The organism is Bacteroides sp. An19 (assembly GCF_002160215.1).
Classification (GTDB): Bacteria; Bacteroidota; Bacteroidia; order Bacteroidales; family Bacteroidaceae; genus Phocaeicola; species Phocaeicola intestinalis.
In genome coordinates, this window is record NZ_NFKD01000010.1 from 1 (window position 1) to 17882 (window position 17882).

18 protein-coding genes are annotated in these 17882 nt (G+C 46.3%); 8 read left to right on the forward strand and 10 right to left on the reverse strand.

Going from position 1 to position 17882, the window contains the following annotated elements:
• Positions 1-103: 103 nt before the first annotated feature.
• The gene (locus B5F25_RS06310; RefSeq protein WP_087248341.1) at positions 104-820 is read right to left on the reverse strand and encodes a glycosyltransferase; all 717 of its coding nucleotides are present in this window, start codon (positions 818-820) and stop codon (positions 104-106) included.
• The gene (locus tag B5F25_RS06315) at positions 810-1733 is read right to left on the reverse strand and encodes a lysophospholipid acyltransferase family protein (RefSeq protein ID WP_087248343.1); all 924 of its coding nucleotides are present in this window, start codon (positions 1731-1733) and stop codon (positions 810-812) included. The genes B5F25_RS06310 and B5F25_RS06315 overlap by 11 nt, the downstream gene beginning before the upstream one ends.
• A gap of 262 nt (positions 1734-1995) precedes the next feature.
• Here B5F25_RS06315 and B5F25_RS06320 point away from each other — a divergent pair, with 262 nt between their 5' ends.
• From B5F25_RS06320 to B5F25_RS06340, 5 genes are all read left to right on the forward strand, one after another.
• The gene (locus tag B5F25_RS06320; protein WP_022038999.1) at positions 1996-3828 is read left to right on the forward strand and encodes an ABC transporter ATP-binding protein; all 1833 of its coding nucleotides are present in this window, start codon (positions 1996-1998) and stop codon (positions 3826-3828) included.
• A 194-nt stretch (positions 3829-4022) separates the two neighbouring features.
• Positions 4023-4208 (forward strand): hypothetical protein, encoded by a 186-nt coding sequence (locus tag B5F25_RS06325; protein WP_162614363.1) that lies wholly within the window; start codon positions 4023-4025, stop codon positions 4206-4208.
• A gap of 107 nt (positions 4209-4315) precedes the next feature.
• A complete protein-coding gene (locus B5F25_RS06330; protein WP_087248347.1) occupies positions 4316-5329 on the forward strand; it encodes a glycosyltransferase family 2 protein in 1014 nt (337 codons plus the stop codon).
• A 35-nt stretch (positions 5330-5364) separates the two neighbouring features.
• On the forward strand, positions 5365-6237 hold the full coding sequence (locus B5F25_RS06335; protein WP_087248349.1) for a glycosyltransferase: 873 nt from the start codon (positions 5365-5367) through the stop codon (positions 6235-6237).
• A 5-nt stretch (positions 6238-6242) separates the two neighbouring features.
• Positions 6243-7121, forward strand: a complete 879-nt coding sequence (locus B5F25_RS06340) for a glycosyltransferase (protein ID WP_087248351.1) — start codon at positions 6243-6245, stop codon at positions 7119-7121.
• 319 nt (positions 7122-7440) lie between these two features.
• Here the strand turns inward: B5F25_RS06340 and B5F25_RS06345 are convergent, their stop codons facing one another.
• The 6 genes from B5F25_RS06345 to B5F25_RS06370 form a co-directional block, all read right to left on the reverse strand.
• Positions 7441-8355 carry a glycosyltransferase family 8 protein gene (locus B5F25_RS06345; protein ID WP_087248353.1) on the reverse strand — a complete coding sequence of 305 codons (915 nt, stop codon included), beginning with the start codon at positions 8353-8355 and terminating at the stop codon, positions 7441-7443.
• Entirely contained in the window at positions 8352-9266 is a 915-nt protein-coding gene (locus B5F25_RS06350; protein WP_087248355.1) for a glycosyltransferase family 2 protein, read from the reverse strand. The genes B5F25_RS06345 and B5F25_RS06350 overlap by 4 nt, the downstream gene beginning before the upstream one ends.
• Positions 9267-9279: 13 nt before the next feature.
• Complete coding sequence (locus B5F25_RS06355) at positions 9280-10122, reverse strand: alpha-1,2-fucosyltransferase (protein WP_087248357.1); 843 nt, start codon at positions 10120-10122, stop codon at positions 9280-9282.
• A gap of 17 nt (positions 10123-10139) precedes the next feature.
• The gene (locus B5F25_RS06360) at positions 10140-11039 is read right to left on the reverse strand and encodes a glycosyltransferase family 2 protein (protein ID WP_087208002.1); all 900 of its coding nucleotides are present in this window, start codon (positions 11037-11039) and stop codon (positions 10140-10142) included.
• Positions 11036-11806: a lipopolysaccharide kinase InaA family protein gene (locus B5F25_RS06365; RefSeq protein WP_087248359.1), complete on the reverse strand. Its 771-nt coding sequence runs from the start codon at positions 11804-11806 to the stop codon at positions 11036-11038. The genes B5F25_RS06360 and B5F25_RS06365 overlap by 4 nt, the downstream gene beginning before the upstream one ends.
• Positions 11807-11894: 88 nt before the next feature.
• A complete protein-coding gene (locus tag B5F25_RS06370) occupies positions 11895-12611 on the reverse strand; it encodes a hypothetical protein (RefSeq protein ID WP_022039008.1) in 717 nt (238 codons plus the stop codon).
• 268 nt (positions 12612-12879) lie between these two features.
• Here B5F25_RS06370 and mnmA point away from each other — a divergent pair, with 268 nt between their 5' ends.
• Positions 12880-14013 (forward strand): tRNA 2-thiouridine(34) synthase MnmA, encoded by a 1134-nt coding sequence (mnmA, locus tag B5F25_RS06375; protein ID WP_262483267.1) that lies wholly within the window; start codon positions 12880-12882, stop codon positions 14011-14013.
• A gap of 90 nt (positions 14014-14103) precedes the next feature.
• Positions 14104-15003 (forward strand): serine acetyltransferase, encoded by a 900-nt coding sequence (locus tag B5F25_RS06380; protein WP_022039010.1) that lies wholly within the window; start codon positions 14104-14106, stop codon positions 15001-15003.
• Between the two features lie 38 nt (positions 15004-15041).
• Here B5F25_RS06380 and B5F25_RS06385 read toward each other — a convergent pair whose 3' ends face one another.
• Together B5F25_RS06385 and B5F25_RS06390 are read right to left on the reverse strand one after the other, a co-directional pair.
• On the reverse strand, positions 15042-15605 hold the full coding sequence (locus tag B5F25_RS06385) for an NUDIX hydrolase (protein ID WP_087248363.1): 564 nt from the start codon (positions 15603-15605) through the stop codon (positions 15042-15044).
• A 116-nt stretch (positions 15606-15721) separates the two neighbouring features.
• The gene (locus B5F25_RS06390; RefSeq protein WP_087248434.1) at positions 15722-16555 is read right to left on the reverse strand and encodes a glycosyl transferase; all 834 of its coding nucleotides are present in this window, start codon (positions 16553-16555) and stop codon (positions 15722-15724) included.
• 64 nt (positions 16556-16619) lie between these two features.
• Between B5F25_RS06390 and B5F25_RS06395 the strand changes: the two genes are divergently transcribed.
• Positions 16620-17882: a glycosyltransferase family 4 protein gene (locus B5F25_RS06395; protein WP_022039013.1), complete on the forward strand. Its 1263-nt coding sequence runs from the start codon at positions 16620-16622 to the stop codon at positions 17880-17882.

A 17882-nucleotide genomic window follows, 5' to 3' on the forward strand; every position in this document is an offset into this window, starting at 1 on the left:
ATTTTGTATTGCCGGATGACCCTGATTCCGGGCTTCCACCGCCTTCCTCCGCCCTTTTCGCTACGCTCCAAGGACGGAGGAAGGCGGTGGCGGAGTTGCACTTCTAACTTGACGGTGGGTAATATCTTATTGCGTTACATATATGCTTGACGGCACGTTCCATCTTGCGTCCCAGCTTATGTGTCCGCCAACTTCCGTACAAACGATGTACTCCGAAAGCCTCCGGACTGTGATTATAATGGTTGCAGGGCGAAAGCCAAAACGTAGGATACACGGTCAGCCCTTCCAGATGTTGCTCCTCTTCCCTGCATACATAACCACGCTTCATAGCTATTTCTTTCATAATCATCGGCGAAATGGTCTGGTCGAACGAACCATCGGGATGTACAAAATCATGCGTACGGTAATATTCGAACACTTCCTTGCAGAAGCTGTTCCCTTTTTCGCCTATAAAGAATGCCGCCTGCAGCCCGAAGTCATCCGGTTGCTCCATCCAACATTCATTGAAGGTGGTACATCCCTCCCCTTCTTTGGGCACAAAGCGGTCGAAACGCTTACGCAAGAAGATATCGCTATCCATGTACACACCCCCTTCGTGATACACCGCGTAAAAGCGTACGCCATCTGCGGCAAAAGCCCATTTTTTCATCGAAAGTGCCTGGTCGATAAAACGGCATCCGATAGCCCGGGCATCTTCATACGTCCATACCCGTATCTGATAATCAGGGAGCAACCGTTTCCAACTGGCAATACATACTTTCACTTCCAGCGGATATGCCCTGTCTCCGAACCAGCACAAATGAATGATTTTAGGAACCATAGTCTTTTCTTTTATTTCCAATTACCTTCAGCCATTCCTCTTTCGTACGTTTCCAGCGGTTGTGGCTCCAGAGCCAATAGGCAGGAGCTTCCTTAATCTGCTTTTCCAAGCACTCGGAATACATATCTGTCAGGCGGTATTGCGGCAAGTCATTGGGATGCAGGGTCAGAAGTTTCAACTCTGCATGATAATAGCCACGCTTCACCCTACGGATATCCAGATAATAAACAGCCGCATCCAGCTTCCTGCCGATACGTTCCGTACCCATAAAGAAAGCAGTATCATGATTCAGAAACGTCGTCCAATGTTCCATTGCCCACCAGCTAGGCGCCTGATCGGCTATAAACCCTATCATCACTTTCTTTTCGCCCTTCCCTAATTTGATAATACGGCGCAAGGTTTCTTTCATCGGGATATTGTCGCCCCCGAACTGCCCGCGGAGCCGTAAGAACAGTTGGTCGAACGCTTTGTTATAAAGCGGATGGTAAATCTGTCCGCAATGTATATCCGGAAGCCAGTATTGCATGGAGGCCACATACTCCCAGTTGCAATAATGCCCTAAATATATGAAACAATACTTCTTTTGTTCCCGTTCCAGTTCCTCTTGCACCCGGTCGAGTCCCGAAAAAGACATCCGCCGCATCATCTCTTTCTTCGATATCGAGAACAACTTAATGGTTTCTACCACATAATCGCAAAAGAAATGATAGAACTGCTTTTCAATACGGAGAATTTCCGACTCACTCTTCTCCGGGAACGATGCCTTCAGGTTGCGGTGGACAATGTGCCTCCGGTAACGGATACAATAAAACAAGGGCAGATACAAAATATCAGACACGACATACAGCACCCTCAAAGGGAGCAACGAAAGCACGTACCACGAGGCAAAGACTATATAATATACAAATTTCATTCCATCATTGGCTTTGGTTGTTCAATTCAATGCACAAAAATACAAATATTACCCTAAAGCGACTTGTTTCAAGAATGAAAAAATGACAAAAGCATTAATTTATAGCCTACTTTCCGATAAAAGGCTTCGTTTTATGTCCTCGCATAGGACAGGATCCTGCCGAAAAGCCGCAAATGGGATTTTACTCCAAAATTTTGCTTCAAGCATATTGAATTACGGGAAATAACACTATCTTTGCAATTCACAAACAATCCGTTCCTTTATGAAAGAGTTTTTCCAGATGATGCGGCGGTTCATCTCGCCTTATAAAAGATATGTGGCTGGTGCGGTGATGCTGAACATCCTTTCCGCTATCTTCAACGTGTTTTCTTTCTCCCTGCTTATCCCGATACTGAATATCTTGTTCAAGACGGGGGGAAGCGGCCAGGAGTATCACTTCATGCCGTGGGGAAGTGCTGACATCAAGGACGTGGCGGTCAACAACTTCTATTACTACGCCTCCCAACTGATTGAAACATTCGGTCCTTCGACCACCCTCCTGTGGCTGGGATTGTTCCTCGCCGGAATGACCTTGCTGAAGACTGCATGCTACTTCGGCTCTACAGCTGTGATGGTTCCTTTGCGCACAGGCGTAGTGCGTGACATCCGTATCCTGGTATATACCAAAGTAATGCACCTGCCTCTCAGTTTCCTTTCCGATGAGCGAAAGGGAGACATCATCGCCCGCATGAGCGGCGATGTAGGCGAAATCGAGAACTCCATCACCAGCTCGCTCGACATGCTGCTGAAGAATCCGATACTTATCGTTTCCTATTTCGCCACCCTGCTGGTTACCAGCTGGCAACTTACACTCTTTACCATCATTGTGCTTCCGGCAATGGGTTGGGTAATGGGGCGGGTAGGCCGCAAGCTGAAACGCCAGTCGCTGGATGCCCAGAATAAATGGAGCGAAACGATGTCGCAACTGGAAGAGACACTGGGCGGAATGCGCATCATCAAGGCATTCATAGCCGAAGACAAGATGATAAACCGCTTCGTGAAATGCAGCAATGAGTTCCGGGACGCCACCAGCCGCGTAGCCATGCGCCAGAGCCTTGCCCATCCGATGAGCGAATTTCTGGGCACGGTACTCATCGTGCTGGTGCTGTGGTTCGGCGGAACGCTTATCCTGAGCGATACCTCACCTATTGACGCACCCACGTTCATCTTCTACATGGTCATCCTGTACAGCATCATCAATCCACTGAAAGACTTTTCGAAAGCGAGCTACAACATTCCGAAGGGACTTGCCTCGATGGAGCGTGTGGACAAGATACTGAAGGCAGAAAACCCTATCAAAGAACGTCCCGATGCCGAACCTATCAGCGAACTGAATGACGGGCTGGAGTTCCGCCACATCTCGTTCAGCTACGGCACCCATGAAGTGCTTCACGACGTAAGCCTCAGCGTGAAAAAAGGCGAGACCATTGCACTTGTAGGACAAAGTGGTTCCGGCAAATCGACACTGGTCGACCTCGTACCCCGTTTCCACGATGTCCAGTCGGGCGAAATACTGATAGACGGAAAGAACATCAAAGGACTGAAAGTGAAAGACCTGCGAAGCCTGATAGGCAACGTAAACCAGGAAGCCATCTTGTTCAACGACAGTTTCTACAACAACATTACTTTCGGGGTAGACAACGCCACAATGGAAGAGGTGATAGCCGCCGCCAAGGTGGCAAACGCCCACGAATTCATCATGGAGAGCGAGCAAGGTTATGATACCAACATCGGAGACCGCGGATGCAAACTTTCGGGAGGGCAGCGCCAACGCATCTCTATCGCCCGCGCCATTCTGAAAAACCCTGCTATCCTGATACTGGACGAAGCAACATCAGCACTTGATACCGAAAGCGAACGCCTGGTGCAAGAGGCTCTGGAACGGCTGATGAAGACCCGCACGACAATCGCCATCGCCCATCGTCTCTCTACCATCAAGAACGCCGACCGCATCTACGTGCTCTACGAAGGTCGCATTGTGGAATGCGGCAAGCATGAGGAACTGCTCCAGAAAAACGGCTATTACAAGCGGCTGAACGACATGCAGGCGTTGTAAAAGTTGAAATCCTACATCCCTTTGGGCGGTCGTAAATCATACCGATTAGGAGTTAAAGGGAGTCAGAAGGAGTTATAGGGAGTTGGATACCAATACTTTTCCCTTCGTTCAGTAGCAAGCCTATTGGCTTTTAACTTCCGAACGAAGGGATAATTCCTGCAAAACATAAGAAGCTGTTTTGAATTTATCGTGCGATGATTTGGGATGAGTTTTTGAGGCATTTTCGCTTCTGTGATGAGGAAGATAGCGGGCTATCTGACGAAGAACAGGAGCGAAAAGGACCAAAAAATCGCCCAAAGCACACACGAAAACGGATACATCAAGACAAGAAAAACTTTTTGGAGAAATTCAAAACAGCTTCTAATTATTTTAACTCCTGATTCGCATAAATTATCGTGTGCGGACATGCAGTATTTTATGTAACATTTCATTTTTACTATATAGACTCAAACTAACTTCTTGACAAGACAATTTAAAACCCAACACTATGAGTGATAAGAATCCCACAGTAAGCATTATCGTCCCCAATTATAATTATGGCCGCTTCCTCGACCAACGCATCACATCCATATTGAATCAGACTTACACCGATTATGAGCTGATTCTACTGGACGACGCATCGACGGATGAAAGTATCACCATATTGGAAAAGTACAGAAAGAATCCTCATGTTACTCAAATTGAGGTCAACAAACAAAATACAGGAAGTCCTTTCCGGCAATGGATGAAAGGCATCCTGCTGGCAAAAGGTGAATGGGTTTGGATAGCCGAAGCTGATGATTTATGCGAACCGACTTTCCTGGAAACCTGTATGCATTATATCGGACAGCAAGAAAAAGTAGCCATCTGCAATGTGGGAAGTGTTTACATCGATGAAAAAGGAAATACCATCAACCAAAACGTGCATTACTGGAGCAAAGAAGAAGCACAAACTGATGCCATCTGTTTCGACGGGCAAAAGTTTGTAGAATACATCCTGTATTGGCAAAACGAAATTCCTAATGCCAGCGGAGTCATATTCAGAAAAGAATATGCCTTGCATCTGAAAAACCAAGAATGGACAAAATTCCGTTATTGTGGCGACTGGCTATTTTGGACAGGCGTGGCTATGCAAGGCAAAGTAATTCAGATACACCAGACATTGAATTACTTCCGTCAACATGTTTCCCAAACGACCCAAGGGAGATACAATGGACAATCTTACATTGAAACTTTCAAAATCAGCTTGTACATCGAAAGCCAACTTCCTTCCATCAATTCCACAAAACGCAGGCTGAGACATGGAAAAGACGTACGAATCATCAGGCACCACAAAAACAAGCAAATCAAACAATGTGTCATGAAAGAGTATCATAAATTGTTCCATTCATCCAAATTAAAGGATTATCTGTATTTCAAACTGCATAAGAAACTTAAATTCTTACCTTATACCTTAACTGAAGAAAAAGATAGAATAAAAGCGTTATCATTATATGCAACCAAGATTGGCAAATCCAAATAGATTGCGTAATTTTGCATTTTTCAAACAAACTTGTTATGATAACTTTTATCATTTGCAGCATTGCCCCCGAACGGGCTCATGCTTTAGAACAAAACATTCAACGTACGATAGGAGAAACACCGTATGAAATCATCATATTCGACAATCGTCAGACCAATTATAGCATAGCCAAAGCATATAATTTATGCGCAAGCAAAGCCCGCTATGCTTATTTATGTTTCCTCCATGAAGACATTGCTTTTCATTCAAGAAATTGGGGAAAAGACATTATCCATCAATTAAGTTCGGATAATTGCGGCATTATCGGATTTTCCGGCTCCATCCTGAAAACGCAATGCATTTCTGGAGTACACCCTTACAATCCGCTAACTTGCCACAACTACATACAAAAAGACAGGAAATACAGTTATTTTTTTAATTCATTGAACGATGATATAGATTACAAGGCTTGTATCACCGTAGACGGAATGTGTATGTTTGTACCCAAAGCCGTATGGAATCTACATCATTTTGACGAACAAACACTGACAGGCTTTCACGGTTATGATCTGGACTTTTCTTTACAGGTTGCCATGCACCATCAAAACTACATTTGCAACACCATCATCATAGAACATTTTTCAAATGGTTCTTATACTACCCAATGGGTAAATGCCATCATTGCATTAGACGCTAAATGGAAAGACAAGCTTCCATTATCCGTTGAGGATTTTTCTGAAAAAGCACTGAACTACTATGAAGAAGAAGCTCTTTTCCTGTTTCTAAAGAAGGCACTACGCACCCAATCCCCTTATAAAGATATTTATCCCTTCCTGAAAGATTATTGGAAACGGACACATTTCAAAAAACATTCTCTTACTTTGTTACTGAAACTCATAAGCAACCGCCTTCTACACATAAAAGCATAAAACTGATGATTACCTTTATAGTTTGCAGCATATCGCCCCAACGGGCAATGGCATTGTACAATAACATATATGATACCATTGGAGACACTCAATACCGCTTCATGCCATTTGACAACCAAACGCTGAATTATGGCATAGCACACGTTTACAATCTTTGCGCACAGCAAGCAAAAACCGAATATCTTTGCTTCCTGCATGAAGATGTTGCTTTCCGTTGTAAGAATTGGGGCGAAACCATAATCAACAAACTCAAAGAACCAGACTGCGGCATTATTGGTTTCACGGGTTCGCCTGTAAAATTCCAAGCCATATCCTCTGTACATCCTTCTGCAAAATGGATGGTCAATCACTATATCCAACGGACAAAGGAAGGAAAAGAATTGTTTATGAACTCTTTTACTTCCAACGCAAAATATGCTCCCTGCATCACCATTGACGGTATGTGTATGTTTGTACGCAGGCAAGTATGGCAAGAATGTCCATTTGATGAACGGCTATTACCCGGTTTCCACGGATATGACCTGGACTTTTCTTTACAGGTAGCCCGACACTACCAAAACTACATCTGCGGAGCAGTAACCATCGAACACTTCTCCATCGGCTCTTTTTCTACCGAATGGGTAGCTACCACAATCCGCTTACACAACGAAAAATGGAATCCATATTTGCCCTTATATATCCATTCTCTGTCGCGTAAAGAAGTCGTTCAGGATGAACACGATGCCTTTTATCGATTCATCAAAAAAGCATTGCGTACAAATTATCCTTACCGAGAAACATACAAACTTATAAAACAATACTGGCGAATGACTTCTTTCCGAAAACATTCGCTTACTTTACTTTTAAAACTAATCGGTACACGATTCCTTCATTTAAATATATAAGAACTGTTTTGAGAGGGTGTTCTAATTTTTCTGATAAATTTGTTTTGCGGATATGAATCAATGTATGATTGAAAGGTTCAGTATCTGTTTCAGACTGTCTTCCTTTTACGTTCTCCATATGGAAACCGTACGGTTTCCATATCGAAAACATACGGTTTCCGTATCAAGAACGTACGGTTTTGGGATGGAAACTATAAAAGGATGATGTCTGGATTGATAATATAATCCAATCAGATGTATCCGTTTTCATGTGTGCTTTGGGCGATTTTTAGTCATCTCAAATCATCACACAATAAATTCAAGACAGTTTCTTCTAAAATTACAACTTCAGGTACTTGCTTCGCTTCAGACCTAATGTATAAGGCAATAAATGGATAAACCGGTGCAAACGGGGTCTAAAGCGATTAAGCACATGCTCACCTTTCCAAGGTGTCAGATTTTGATACTCGAAATACAGATGGCGCAAGGGATGCATACAATGGTATTGCCAGGGCTTGCGTGAAGAATAATGCAGGATGGCCGGATGAAGAATGGTTTCCAGATAAGGCGGGCGCCAACAGGCATTCTTGCCTTTTGGAATACGGTATAAACCTTCCTGCACATCCCATTTCATAGCAACCAGCACCTTATGCTCATGCAACAATCCGTTCAACAAGTCTTGATCATTATATATCACCCTGTCTGGATATCGTTGATAATAACGGACACATTGTTCCTCTATCTGATGTTCTCGCCAATAATCTAAATTCAAAAGCAAAACGCCTCCATTGAAATAATTGTAAGAAACGTCATACCCTAAACGCTTGCAATGAACAGGATTGACCTGAATGGCATCCGGAATACCAGCCAAAGCTACTCCTGTAAGATTGGTATTCCATAGTTCATCCAACGCACTCAAGACCAATACATCGCAATCCATATAAAGGACTTTCGAAACCGTCGCGGGCAAGAGGGAAGACAAGACACACCGATAGAACACGACTTTAGACAACCGCTGCCCTTCCCAACGGATGACATAACCAGACACTTTCTCTTCCGGCACATCATAAAACGCGATAGTGGCACCATAAGAAGAAGCCAAGCGGGCAAGTATATCGCAATCTGCCTGGGGAAGGGATTGTGAAACGATATGGAAAGTCACATCTTGCGGACGGTTGTTCTTTAAGACAGAAACCATTGTAACAGCACAAAACCGTACAAACTTATGGTCGATGGTCAAAGCTATATGCATCATTGTTGCGATTCTTTTAAATAACTGAAAAACCTGCAAATCGTATCATCCTCATATACATATCCGTCTGCTTGCAGGCGGTCGAATACGTGGGTACCGATAACACGGTCGTATTCTTCTTCCAACTTGCCCTCCTTATACAAACGATAAAAATAACGCCAGTGCCGGCCTCCGTGCCGCCCTTTGTGTTGCTCCAACTGCTTGCCTCCATTTATCATCTTTTCCAGGAATTGTTGCTTGCCCCTTATATTATAATGGTACACGCGTATATCGGTGTCCGCCGAACGTTTAGGCAACATCGTCACCTTGTGGTTCCCCATCGAAATCTGTATGTATCCGGCTGCCCGATGTACCACTTTCTTGTTCTGACGCTCGAAAAGAGAATAGAGTGACAGACCATAATGTTCCAGGTCGGGTACATATTTTACCGCCTTGTCCCATTGCCAGAAGGGTTTGTCTTCTTCAGGATAAAGGCTTCGCATCTCGCAATTCAACACATTGGCACCCGTACGGCTCAGTTCATCCTTCAGGTTTCCCGAAGGAGCATACCATAACTCATCCGCATCGGCATTGATAATCCAGTCGGCACCGTATCGGGTCTTGGCTTTCCATATCATACGGTCTACCCATGCTTTTTGCTCATAATTGGTAGCTGTTTCCTGTATCACTTCCTTCACCCATCCCATTTGCCGGTATTTTTCGATAATCTCCGGTGTGCGGTCGGTGGAATTGTTATCAGTAATGATAAAGCCATCTACCCCCATCGCCTTGTGAAAGCGCAGATTCTCTTCCAGCATATCTTCTTCGTTCTTCACCAAAAGGGTCATAAGCAACCGTGGAGAAGAAATGCGGCGGAACGTCTTGAAGATTTCCACCAATGCATAACCTATCTTCCGCATCATATACATACGCATGTCCTCACTCCTTTTATTTAATAGATACTCTCAACCACTCCGCCGGAACAATCTCCCGGCTATCGGCATCGCGTGTCCAACGTTCGGGAGCAATGACTATTTTACCGTTGCGCGGATTCAACCACGCTCCCCACCAGCTGAACGTGCTATTGCAGATGATGTGATGCCGGCACCGGCTCATCAGCATCATGTCCTGCCAGCTGTCCTCTCCTTTGTTCCAGTCGATATACACCGCATCGGGCAAATCCAGATTCTCCTTCACCCAGGCAAGGTCGTCCGAAAAGACATAATAACGGGGACGCTCCACCCGTTTGCCCATTTCTTCCAAAGCATTCCGATAATATGAAAGCTGGCAAATGCACCCGATGGCTTCCCAATGCTTGGGTTGGAGGTAATCGCCCCGGCGCACGTGCAAAGATACGGCATGTTCATCCTTATCTATCTGCTCACGCATCCGAAGGCTTTGCCCGTTAGCCTGCTTTAAGTCGAACGTAAATGCCTGACGCACTTCGTCCTTGATATCGGCAAAATATTTCTCCGACTGGTAAAAGCCCTTGAAATAGATAAGCGGCCACAAGTAACTGCGTGTATACGGACGCATCGAGCCGTGCTGTTTACGTTCAAGGATGGTCTTGAAAAACAAAAACTCGATGACTTTCTTCAACACCTGGTTCATACAGACTTCTACACAGGGCAGGCCGAATACCCGATGCATCTCGTAACCGTAATGCACATGATAGTGCATCATATCTGTCAAGTCGATATAAACCCGCGGAAAGCGCTTCTTCATCTGCAAATAACATGCATAGATGAACATCTGATTCCCTAAACCACCTGTAACTTTTATCAATCTCATAACACATTGTTCTTTTCTTATTTCATCATTCCCAACCGCTCATTCACTCCGTCCAGATAAGCTTTCCAGAACCTGCCGATGTCGCTCAGGCGATATGCATCGCTGAACGGACACGTAAACAAAGCTATCAGAATATAGCCTATCACCCCGTTGAAACCGCGCAGATACCTTACAGCCCAGTTCTTCCCATAATGATGGTTCAAGTATGCGGAGTTGCGCACTTGATAGAAACGTTTCCATTTCTTTTTCTTATTGCGCTCCACCCACGTGTCTTTCGAAAAGAACTTTTCCTTGTCCATCAGCGCTTCGGGAACATACATTATCTTATAACCCGCCTGCACGGTACGGATGCAATAGTCGGTATCATCACAAAAGATAAAAAGCTCTTTCTTGGGCAAACCGATTTTCTCTACCACTTCCCTACGGATAAAAGGACCTTCGAACGCCGTTCCACAAATCTCCGTAGGCGCGTCGACCTGCATCTTCGAGAGCTTCCCTTTATAAAGGGAGGCGAAAGGACATGTCAAATCGAGTGCCTGGAAATCGTTCGTATACACCTTGCCTTCCATCAGACGGCGCGGTGCGAGCATACCCACATCACTCCGGCCGGCATGACGCAAAAGACTCTCCAGACAATCGGGTCGGGGAAACACATCATCGTCCATGCACCATATCCAGTCGGCATCCAGCCGGCAAGCCTCACGAATGCCCGTATAAAAACCTCCCGAACCGCCCACGTTTGCCTGATTGACCACATGCAGCCCCGGCTCTGAAGCCAGCCATGCGGTAGTACCATCGATGCTCCCGTTGTTGACCACAACGATAGCATCAAGCGGCCGGTTCGCCCGCAAGCAAGCGATATTGCGCTTCAACAATTCCAGTCGGTTGTATGTAACTACTACGGCTATGATTTTCATATCTTTTCCTTATAATGCTTCAAAGCTTCGATTTCTTTTTCTTCCTTGCCCGGCTGGGTACTCCGGTACGCCACCATCAGGCGATAACATTCTCCGGTATCGAATCCGCGTGCCTTGGCATACTCCTCGGCAATAATCCGGTGCATGGCAGGAGTGGCAGGCAAACGCTCCAGATTTTTACATCCGGCCTTCATGTCCAGCGGTCCGATGGCAAGGCGGTTCAGGTCGACAATATCCAGTCTGATGCCTTCGGGCGTCTTCTCGAACAGGATATTGGCACGCCCGTAATCCTTATGGGCATATCCGTGATTATGCAGAAGCGCCGTCACCCGTCCCACGGCACGCAACACCTCTTCCTCGTAATCGAAATGCCGGTGAAACAGGTCTTCATACCGGTAAGGACAAGTAGAGGCAAGGGTTACGTAATAACTCCGGTCGAAAAGCAATCCCTTCCGGATATTCATATAGCCTACAGGCTGAGGAGTGCCCACGCCTATCTGCTGAAACAGGAGAGCATGGTCGTATGAACGTTTCGCCTTCGAAGGTCGCAACACCCCGTAAACAAAGCGATTGACCAGGTTCGGCCTGCGGAAAGCCTTCACCACATAATCTGCCCCCTGATACGTAATCCGCCTCAACTGGTTTCGTCCGTTATGAATAACTACACCCTCATCGTGCAAAAAACGGTCGGGCAAACTTATCATAAAATCTTCCAGACCGGCAAAGTCCGGATGAAGTACCAAGGTCTGATGATTGAACAAGCTCATATACTGACAAACGAATATAATTCCTATACCTGATTCATATATATGCCATCGCACATGCATATAGCTGCGCAGGCACATGCATATAGTCTCAAATCTTATCCAGCCCCTTGGTGAACTTCAACCAATAATACTTCAACGGATTGGTATATTTCAGTTTCTTCCATGGACGGCTTCCGTGCGGACGGTGCACAACAGGCAGCGAAGTGAAGAGATAATTGGTAAATCCATCCTTCAATGCCTGATGCGAAATGGTGACATCGAACCAATTCTTGCTGGCATCCAGCTGATGGAAATCATACTTCCGCAAGAAATCGGTACAGAGCAGGGAGCAACAGAAGCTCAGATGCTTCTTTTCCGCAATGACACGATTCTCCTGTCCCTGTGCATACAGGTACGGATAATTTATCACCCCGCTATCGTCTACTGTGACCGAAGCGGCAATACCGCATCCTGGACGTTGCAAAGCCCCATCGAACAAGCCCTGCAGGGTATCCCGCCTCACCACTACGTCCGACTCTACTATCAGCAGACCGGCATCAGCCTCAATGGCACGTGCCTGTGCCATCTGCAACACCAGCAAATAATTGGGAGAGGGATGCGAAGTTACCTCCGACAGATTCACCAATTCGAAGCCATACCGCTCTGATGCTTCCTGCAAACGGAGCGTATTCTCAGGCGTACTGAAATCATTATACACAGTATAGGTAAAAGGAACACTTGTTTCAGATTCCATAATCGCCTGTATTGTTTCAAGCGTCGAATCAATGGAATCCTTTACGGGAGTTATCACATGCAAACACTTCATAGGGCTGAATATCTTTTCATTCTACCATAATAAATACAAAGCTAAGGAATCTTTTCGACATAGACCAGTTTTCCACCGAAAATTATATTTCAACGCCATACATCAGCATTCGTTTCAGCACACATGTCCTTACCGGCAAAGCCCTATTTGTTAATGAACGTATAATGCGAAGCTATATTCTTAAATCGTGTTATAAAACATATTATTTTAGCACATACACTTGCATATTCCAGAAAAGTCCGTACCTTTGCATCGTGTTTTTCATAGTATTAGATTTAAGGTTAACAAAGGTTGGAGTACAGCGGTACTCCTTTTTTTATGTCCGTATGTCATGAGAGCAAAACAGAACAAGCGTGTATTATTAGGAATGAGTGGTGGAACCGACAGTTCGGTAGCAGCCATTATCTTACAGGATGCCGGATACGAAGTAACCGGTATCACGTTCCGCTTTTACGAAAAAGATGCTCATACCGAATACCTGGACGATGCCGCTGAACTCTGCACACGGCTACACATCCCACACCTCGTTTATGATGCCCGCGAAATCTTCCAGCAACGAATAATCACTTATTTCATCAACGAATATTTGAAAGGACGCACCCCCGTGCCCTGCACTCTTTGCAACAATCTTCTGAAATGGCCGCTCTTACAACAAGTTGCCGACGAACAAGACATCTATCATATCGCCACAGGACACTATGTACAAAAGGTCCTACACAACGGACGCTGGCATATCTCTGCCGGCTCTGACCCAGACAAAGACCAATCATTTTTCCTTTGGGGATTGTCGCAAGAAACGTTGCAACGAATGCTTTTGCCCATGGGTAACCTTACCAAAAAAGAAGTGCGCGCACTAGCTGCCGAACGGGGATTCACAAAAATGGCTCACAAACGTGATAGTCAGGGGGTCTGTTTTTGTCCCGGAGATTACCGCACTTTCTTACGCGAACATACAGAAGCTGGAAAAATCGTACCCGGCATCTTTTACAACGAAGCAGGCATCCCCATCGGGACACACGAAGGATATCCTTTTTATACCATCGGACAACGCCGCAGACTGGGTATTTATCAGAACCAGGCATTATTCGTCAAACAAATCATTCCCGAAACAAATGCAGTCATCATCTGCAACCGCTTGCAGGCACTGGAACATAACGGCATGTACCTCTCACACTGGTACTTGGCATGCCCCGATGAAGTCATCGGAAGCAATGATGAAATTATCGTTAAAATACGCTACCGCAAACAAGCCAACCGTTGTAGGGTTACACTTACCGCCGACAACCGTTTGCATGTCTGCCTGCACGAACCGTTGGCGTCCATTGCCTGCGGACAAGCGGCGGTATTCTATCGAGACAACATTGTACTGGGTGGAGGAATTATCGATGCCGTAGTTGAATAAATTGTTTTTCCATGTCTTTACAACTTTCTGTTTCAATCAATCAATATTTTTTGTACATTTGCTCGCATACAAATTAAAACACTTAGCATGATGATACCCGATTACACTCCTATCCTCAACAAAACGGTCAATGAATTGTCCGACCCTGCCTCCTATGAAGGACTGTTCCATCAATACAAAGACGGTGAACTCCTCCCCTCTGCCAAATCACTCAGACGCATCGTAGAACTGTCACGTGAAATTCTTTTTCCTGGCTACTTCGGCAACTCTACCATACACAGACGCACCCTCAACTATCACATCGGTGTAGATGTAGAAGAACTGTTCCGCCTGCTTACCGAACAGGTGGAGGCAGGATTCTGTTTCGGCATCGAGAATGCACTTTCCGACGAATCTCCGGAAGAATGCCTGTGCCATACTACGGCCTCAAACATTGCTGCCCAGTTCATCAGTCGCCTGCCGCTAATACGCCACACTCTAGCCACAGATGTAGAAGCGGCTTACTACGGCGACCCTGCCGCTACCTGCTTCGGTGAAATCATCTGTTGCTATCCCATTATCCGTGCCATCACCAATTACCGTATAGCCCACGAACTCTACACGCTAGGCGTGCCACTCATTCCACGTATCATCACCGAAATGGCCCACTCGGAAACGGGTATCGATATCCATCCGGGAGCAAAGATAGGTGATCACTTCACCATCGACCACGGTACAGGCGTGGTTATCGGCGCCACATGCATCATTGGCAATCATGTCAAACTTTATCAAGGAGTGACACTAGGAGCAAAAAGCTTCCCGCTTGACGAACATGGAAACCCCATCAAAGGTATCCCCCGCCATCCAATTTTGGAGGATGATGTAATTGTCTATTCGAATGCCACCATCCTGGGACGCATCACCATCGGGCGCGGAGCTACCATTGGAGGAAATATCTGGGTAACCGAAAGTGTTCCGGCTGGAGCACGCATCGTACAGCGGAAAAGCTGAGTCATTTCACCACAGATAGCTCAGATTTTCATAAAAACCTACAGCAGCCCGTTCACGGCAAAGTATTTCCAAAGCGGGGCTGCCATCAGGGCTTGCTTGATTTGGTCGTTCAAGAGCAGGGTGCGCACTTCATCCGCTGTAAGCAATTCGACGCTGATGTCCTCGGTTTCTTCCAGATGTTGGGTAGAGACACGCTCCACACCGGTGGCGAGGAAGCAATGGCAGAGGTTCGTGTTCGTGCTGGGATTGGCGGAGATGTCCATCCAGTGTTGCCATTCGCCCCCGCCGAAACCAGTTTCCTCGTACAATTCACGCCGAGCTGATTCGAGGGACGATTCTCCTTTCTCGCATACGCCTGCACAGATTTCATAACAGGTCATCCCCAGTCCGTGGCGGTACTGGCGCTCCATCAGGAACTTACCGTCGCGGGTAATCGCCAGCACGTTTATCCAGTCGGGATATTCCAGCACGTAATACTCTTTGTTTTCTGCTCCTGTAGGCAACAGCACGTGGTCTTTTCGTGCCGTGAGCCACGGACGCCGGATGAGGTATTCGCTCTCCAGCACCGTCCATTTCCGGTCTTGATTGTTTTCTTTCAGCATATTGTATTAGTTTATAACCTGTATCGATTTTGAAACGCAGATTCACGCAGATTTACACAGATAATAATTTTTGCGTTAATCTGCGATAATCCGCGTTTCCTTATAACAGCATTAATCTATCGCTTCACCACCACCAACGGGATTCTTCCCAGCTCTGCCGCCAGTTCAGAGAACGAGCTGTGGAACGAGCCGTATATCTTCCGGGTGTGTGCCAGCGTCCACAGGTCGGCGATGCCTTCGCGGATGCCTTCCGTGGTACTGCGGTCGGCTTTGCTTTCGGCACAGACGATTCTTTCGCCGTAACGGGTGCGCATCGCTTGTTTCACTTCTTCCGAATCGGTGGCAAGGTAGATACAAAGGTCGGGATGCGCCGCCTGTTCCTTATCCAAACAACCGAAAAACGCCTCCAGCGGACTGTGCTCGATAGACAAAACATTATCAGTACGACGGATATGCACGCCTACGGTATAATCCGAAAAGGCGGAAATGCGTTTCCCGATGACCTCCTCTATCTGCGGAACGGGACGGAACACCTCGTGCAGCAGCGCATCGGGATAAGCATAGAAAGGCAGATAGGACGCCATATACACATTTCCCCGTTTTGCCCAGCCCTCAAAGTCGAAACCTTGCGTGCGGAGCGCGTCTATCTGATGCTCGTACAGACACGCCCGGAACAGCAGCTTCTGAAACAAGGCAGGAACGCGGAAGTTCTTCTGCCTCGGACGGTCGTACACCAACAAATCAAAAGCCGATGCTTCGGTAATACATACCTTTTCGGACAAATTCCGGGGCACGAACAAATCACGAAAAGCAGCATGCAATGCCCAGTCACGAAACCAGATTACTTTCAATTCAATGCCGGTCTGTTCCGCCAATGCAATGGCGGAAAGCGTGGCACGGATGCGGTTTGCCAAACCTCCGGCAGGGACAAATATCATTTTTCTTTTCATATCGCACAAAAGTAGCGAATTTATCTTAGAGAAAATCGTACCTTTGCAAAAACTTTGATGAAATATGAGGGTACTTATCATAAATACATCCGAACGAATAGGAGGAGCAGCCATTGCCGCAAGCCGACTGATGGAAGCCTTAAAAAGCAGTGGTATCAAAGCAAAGATGCTGGTACGCGACAAACAAACTGAACAGGTAACTGTAGTAGCACTGAAGAAGTCTTGGCGGCAAATCTGGCAATTCGTATGGGAGCGTATCATTATATGGAAAGCCAATCACTTTAAGAAACACAACCTCTTTGCCGTAGACATTGCCAACACAGGTACCGACATCACCTTGTTGCCCGAATTCAACCAAGCCGATGTTATCCACCTGCATTGGGTCAACCAAGGCATGCTCTCGCTGAAAGACATTGAGAAAATACTACAATCGGGCAAACCCGTAGTATGGACAATGCATGATATGTGGCCTGTGACAGGTATCTGTCACCATGCACAGGATTGTATCCGTTACCAAACGCAATGTCACGATTGTCATTTGTTGTACCGTGGGCACAAACATGACCTTTCTTATAAGACTTTCGTCAAAAAACAACGCCTCTACAAGAATGCTCCCATTACTTTTGTAGCATGCAGCCGCTGGCTGGAAGGATTGGCTCAGAAAAGTATCCTCACCCACGGACATACCGTAACCAATATTCCCAATCCTATCAATACGAATCTGTTTCATCCTACCGACAAGCTTGCTGCCCGACGGAAATTGAACCTCCCTGAAGACAAACGATTGTTGCTGTTCAGTTCAATGAAAATTACCGACAAGAAAAAAGGCATCGATTATTTAGTAGAAGCCTGCCGCCTCCTGAACGAAATGCAACCCGATTTTTGTCGCGAACTTGCAGTAGTGGTGGTAGGCAAGGAATCGCAACAATATGCCGACCTCTTCCCATTCCCTGTTTATTGCCTCAATTATGTAGGTAAGGAAAAAGAAATGCCGACTATTTATAACGCCGTAGACCTCTTTGTCACCCCCTCGCTTCAGGAAAACCTGCCCAACACCATTATGGAAGCCATGTCGTGCGGCGTGCCCTGCGTAGGATTCTGCATCGGGGGCATCCCCGAAATGATAGACCACCTGCACAACGGCTACGTGGCACGCTACCGCTCTGCCGAAGACCTGGCAAACGGCATCTGCTGGTCACTCACCGAAGGCGATTACCAAAGCCTCAGCACCGAAGCCCGACGCAAAGTGCTCAGCACCTACGCCGAACACGTGGTAGCAATGAAATACATCGGAATCTACAACCGCATCACCGGACAAAACGACTGA

Coding starts and splice junctions, on each gene's coding strand:
- B5F25_RS06315 (WP_087248343.1), bottom strand. CDS start 1,733: ATGAAATTTGTATATTATATAGTCTTTGCCTCGTGGTACGTGCTTTCG.
- B5F25_RS06320 (WP_022038999.1), top strand. CDS start 1,996: ATGAAAGAGTTTTTCCAGATGATGCGGCGGTTCATCTCGCCTTATAAA.
- B5F25_RS06365 (WP_087248359.1), bottom strand. CDS start 11,806: ATGAGCTTGTTCAATCATCAGACCTTGGTACTTCATCCGGACTTTGCC.
- B5F25_RS06395 (WP_022039013.1), top strand. CDS start 16,620: ATGAGGGTACTTATCATAAATACATCCGAACGAATAGGAGGAGCAGCC.
- B5F25_RS06385 (WP_087248363.1), bottom strand. CDS start 15,605: ATGCTGAAAGAAAACAATCAAGACCGGAAATGGACGGTGCTGGAGAGC.
- B5F25_RS06340 (WP_087248351.1), top strand. CDS start 6,243: ATGATTACCTTTATAGTTTGCAGCATATCGCCCCAACGGGCAATGGCA.
- B5F25_RS06370 (WP_022039008.1), bottom strand. CDS start 12,611: ATGAAGTGTTTGCATGTGATAACTCCCGTAAAGGATTCCATTGATTCG.
- B5F25_RS06355 (WP_087248357.1), bottom strand. CDS start 10,122: ATGAGATTGATAAAAGTTACAGGTGGTTTAGGGAATCAGATGTTCATC.
- B5F25_RS06380 (WP_022039010.1), top strand. CDS start 14,104: ATGATACCCGATTACACTCCTATCCTCAACAAAACGGTCAATGAATTG.
- B5F25_RS06390 (WP_087248434.1), bottom strand. CDS start 16,555: ATGAAAAGAAAAATGATATTTGTCCCTGCCGGAGGTTTGGCAAACCGC.
- B5F25_RS06360 (WP_087208002.1), bottom strand. CDS start 11,039: ATGAAAATCATAGCCGTAGTAGTTACATACAACCGACTGGAATTGTTG.
- B5F25_RS06325 (WP_162614363.1), top strand. CDS start 4,023: ATGATTTGGGATGAGTTTTTGAGGCATTTTCGCTTCTGTGATGAGGAA.
- B5F25_RS06350 (WP_087248355.1), bottom strand. CDS start 9,266: ATGCGTATGTATATGATGCGGAAGATAGGTTATGCATTGGTGGAAATC.
- B5F25_RS06335 (WP_087248349.1), top strand. CDS start 5,365: ATGATAACTTTTATCATTTGCAGCATTGCCCCCGAACGGGCTCATGCT.
- B5F25_RS06345 (WP_087248353.1), bottom strand. CDS start 8,355: ATGATGCATATAGCTTTGACCATCGACCATAAGTTTGTACGGTTTTGT.
- B5F25_RS06310 (WP_087248341.1), bottom strand. CDS start 820: ATGGTTCCTAAAATCATTCATTTGTGCTGGTTCGGAGACAGGGCATAT.
- B5F25_RS06330 (WP_087248347.1), top strand. CDS start 4,316: ATGAGTGATAAGAATCCCACAGTAAGCATTATCGTCCCCAATTATAAT.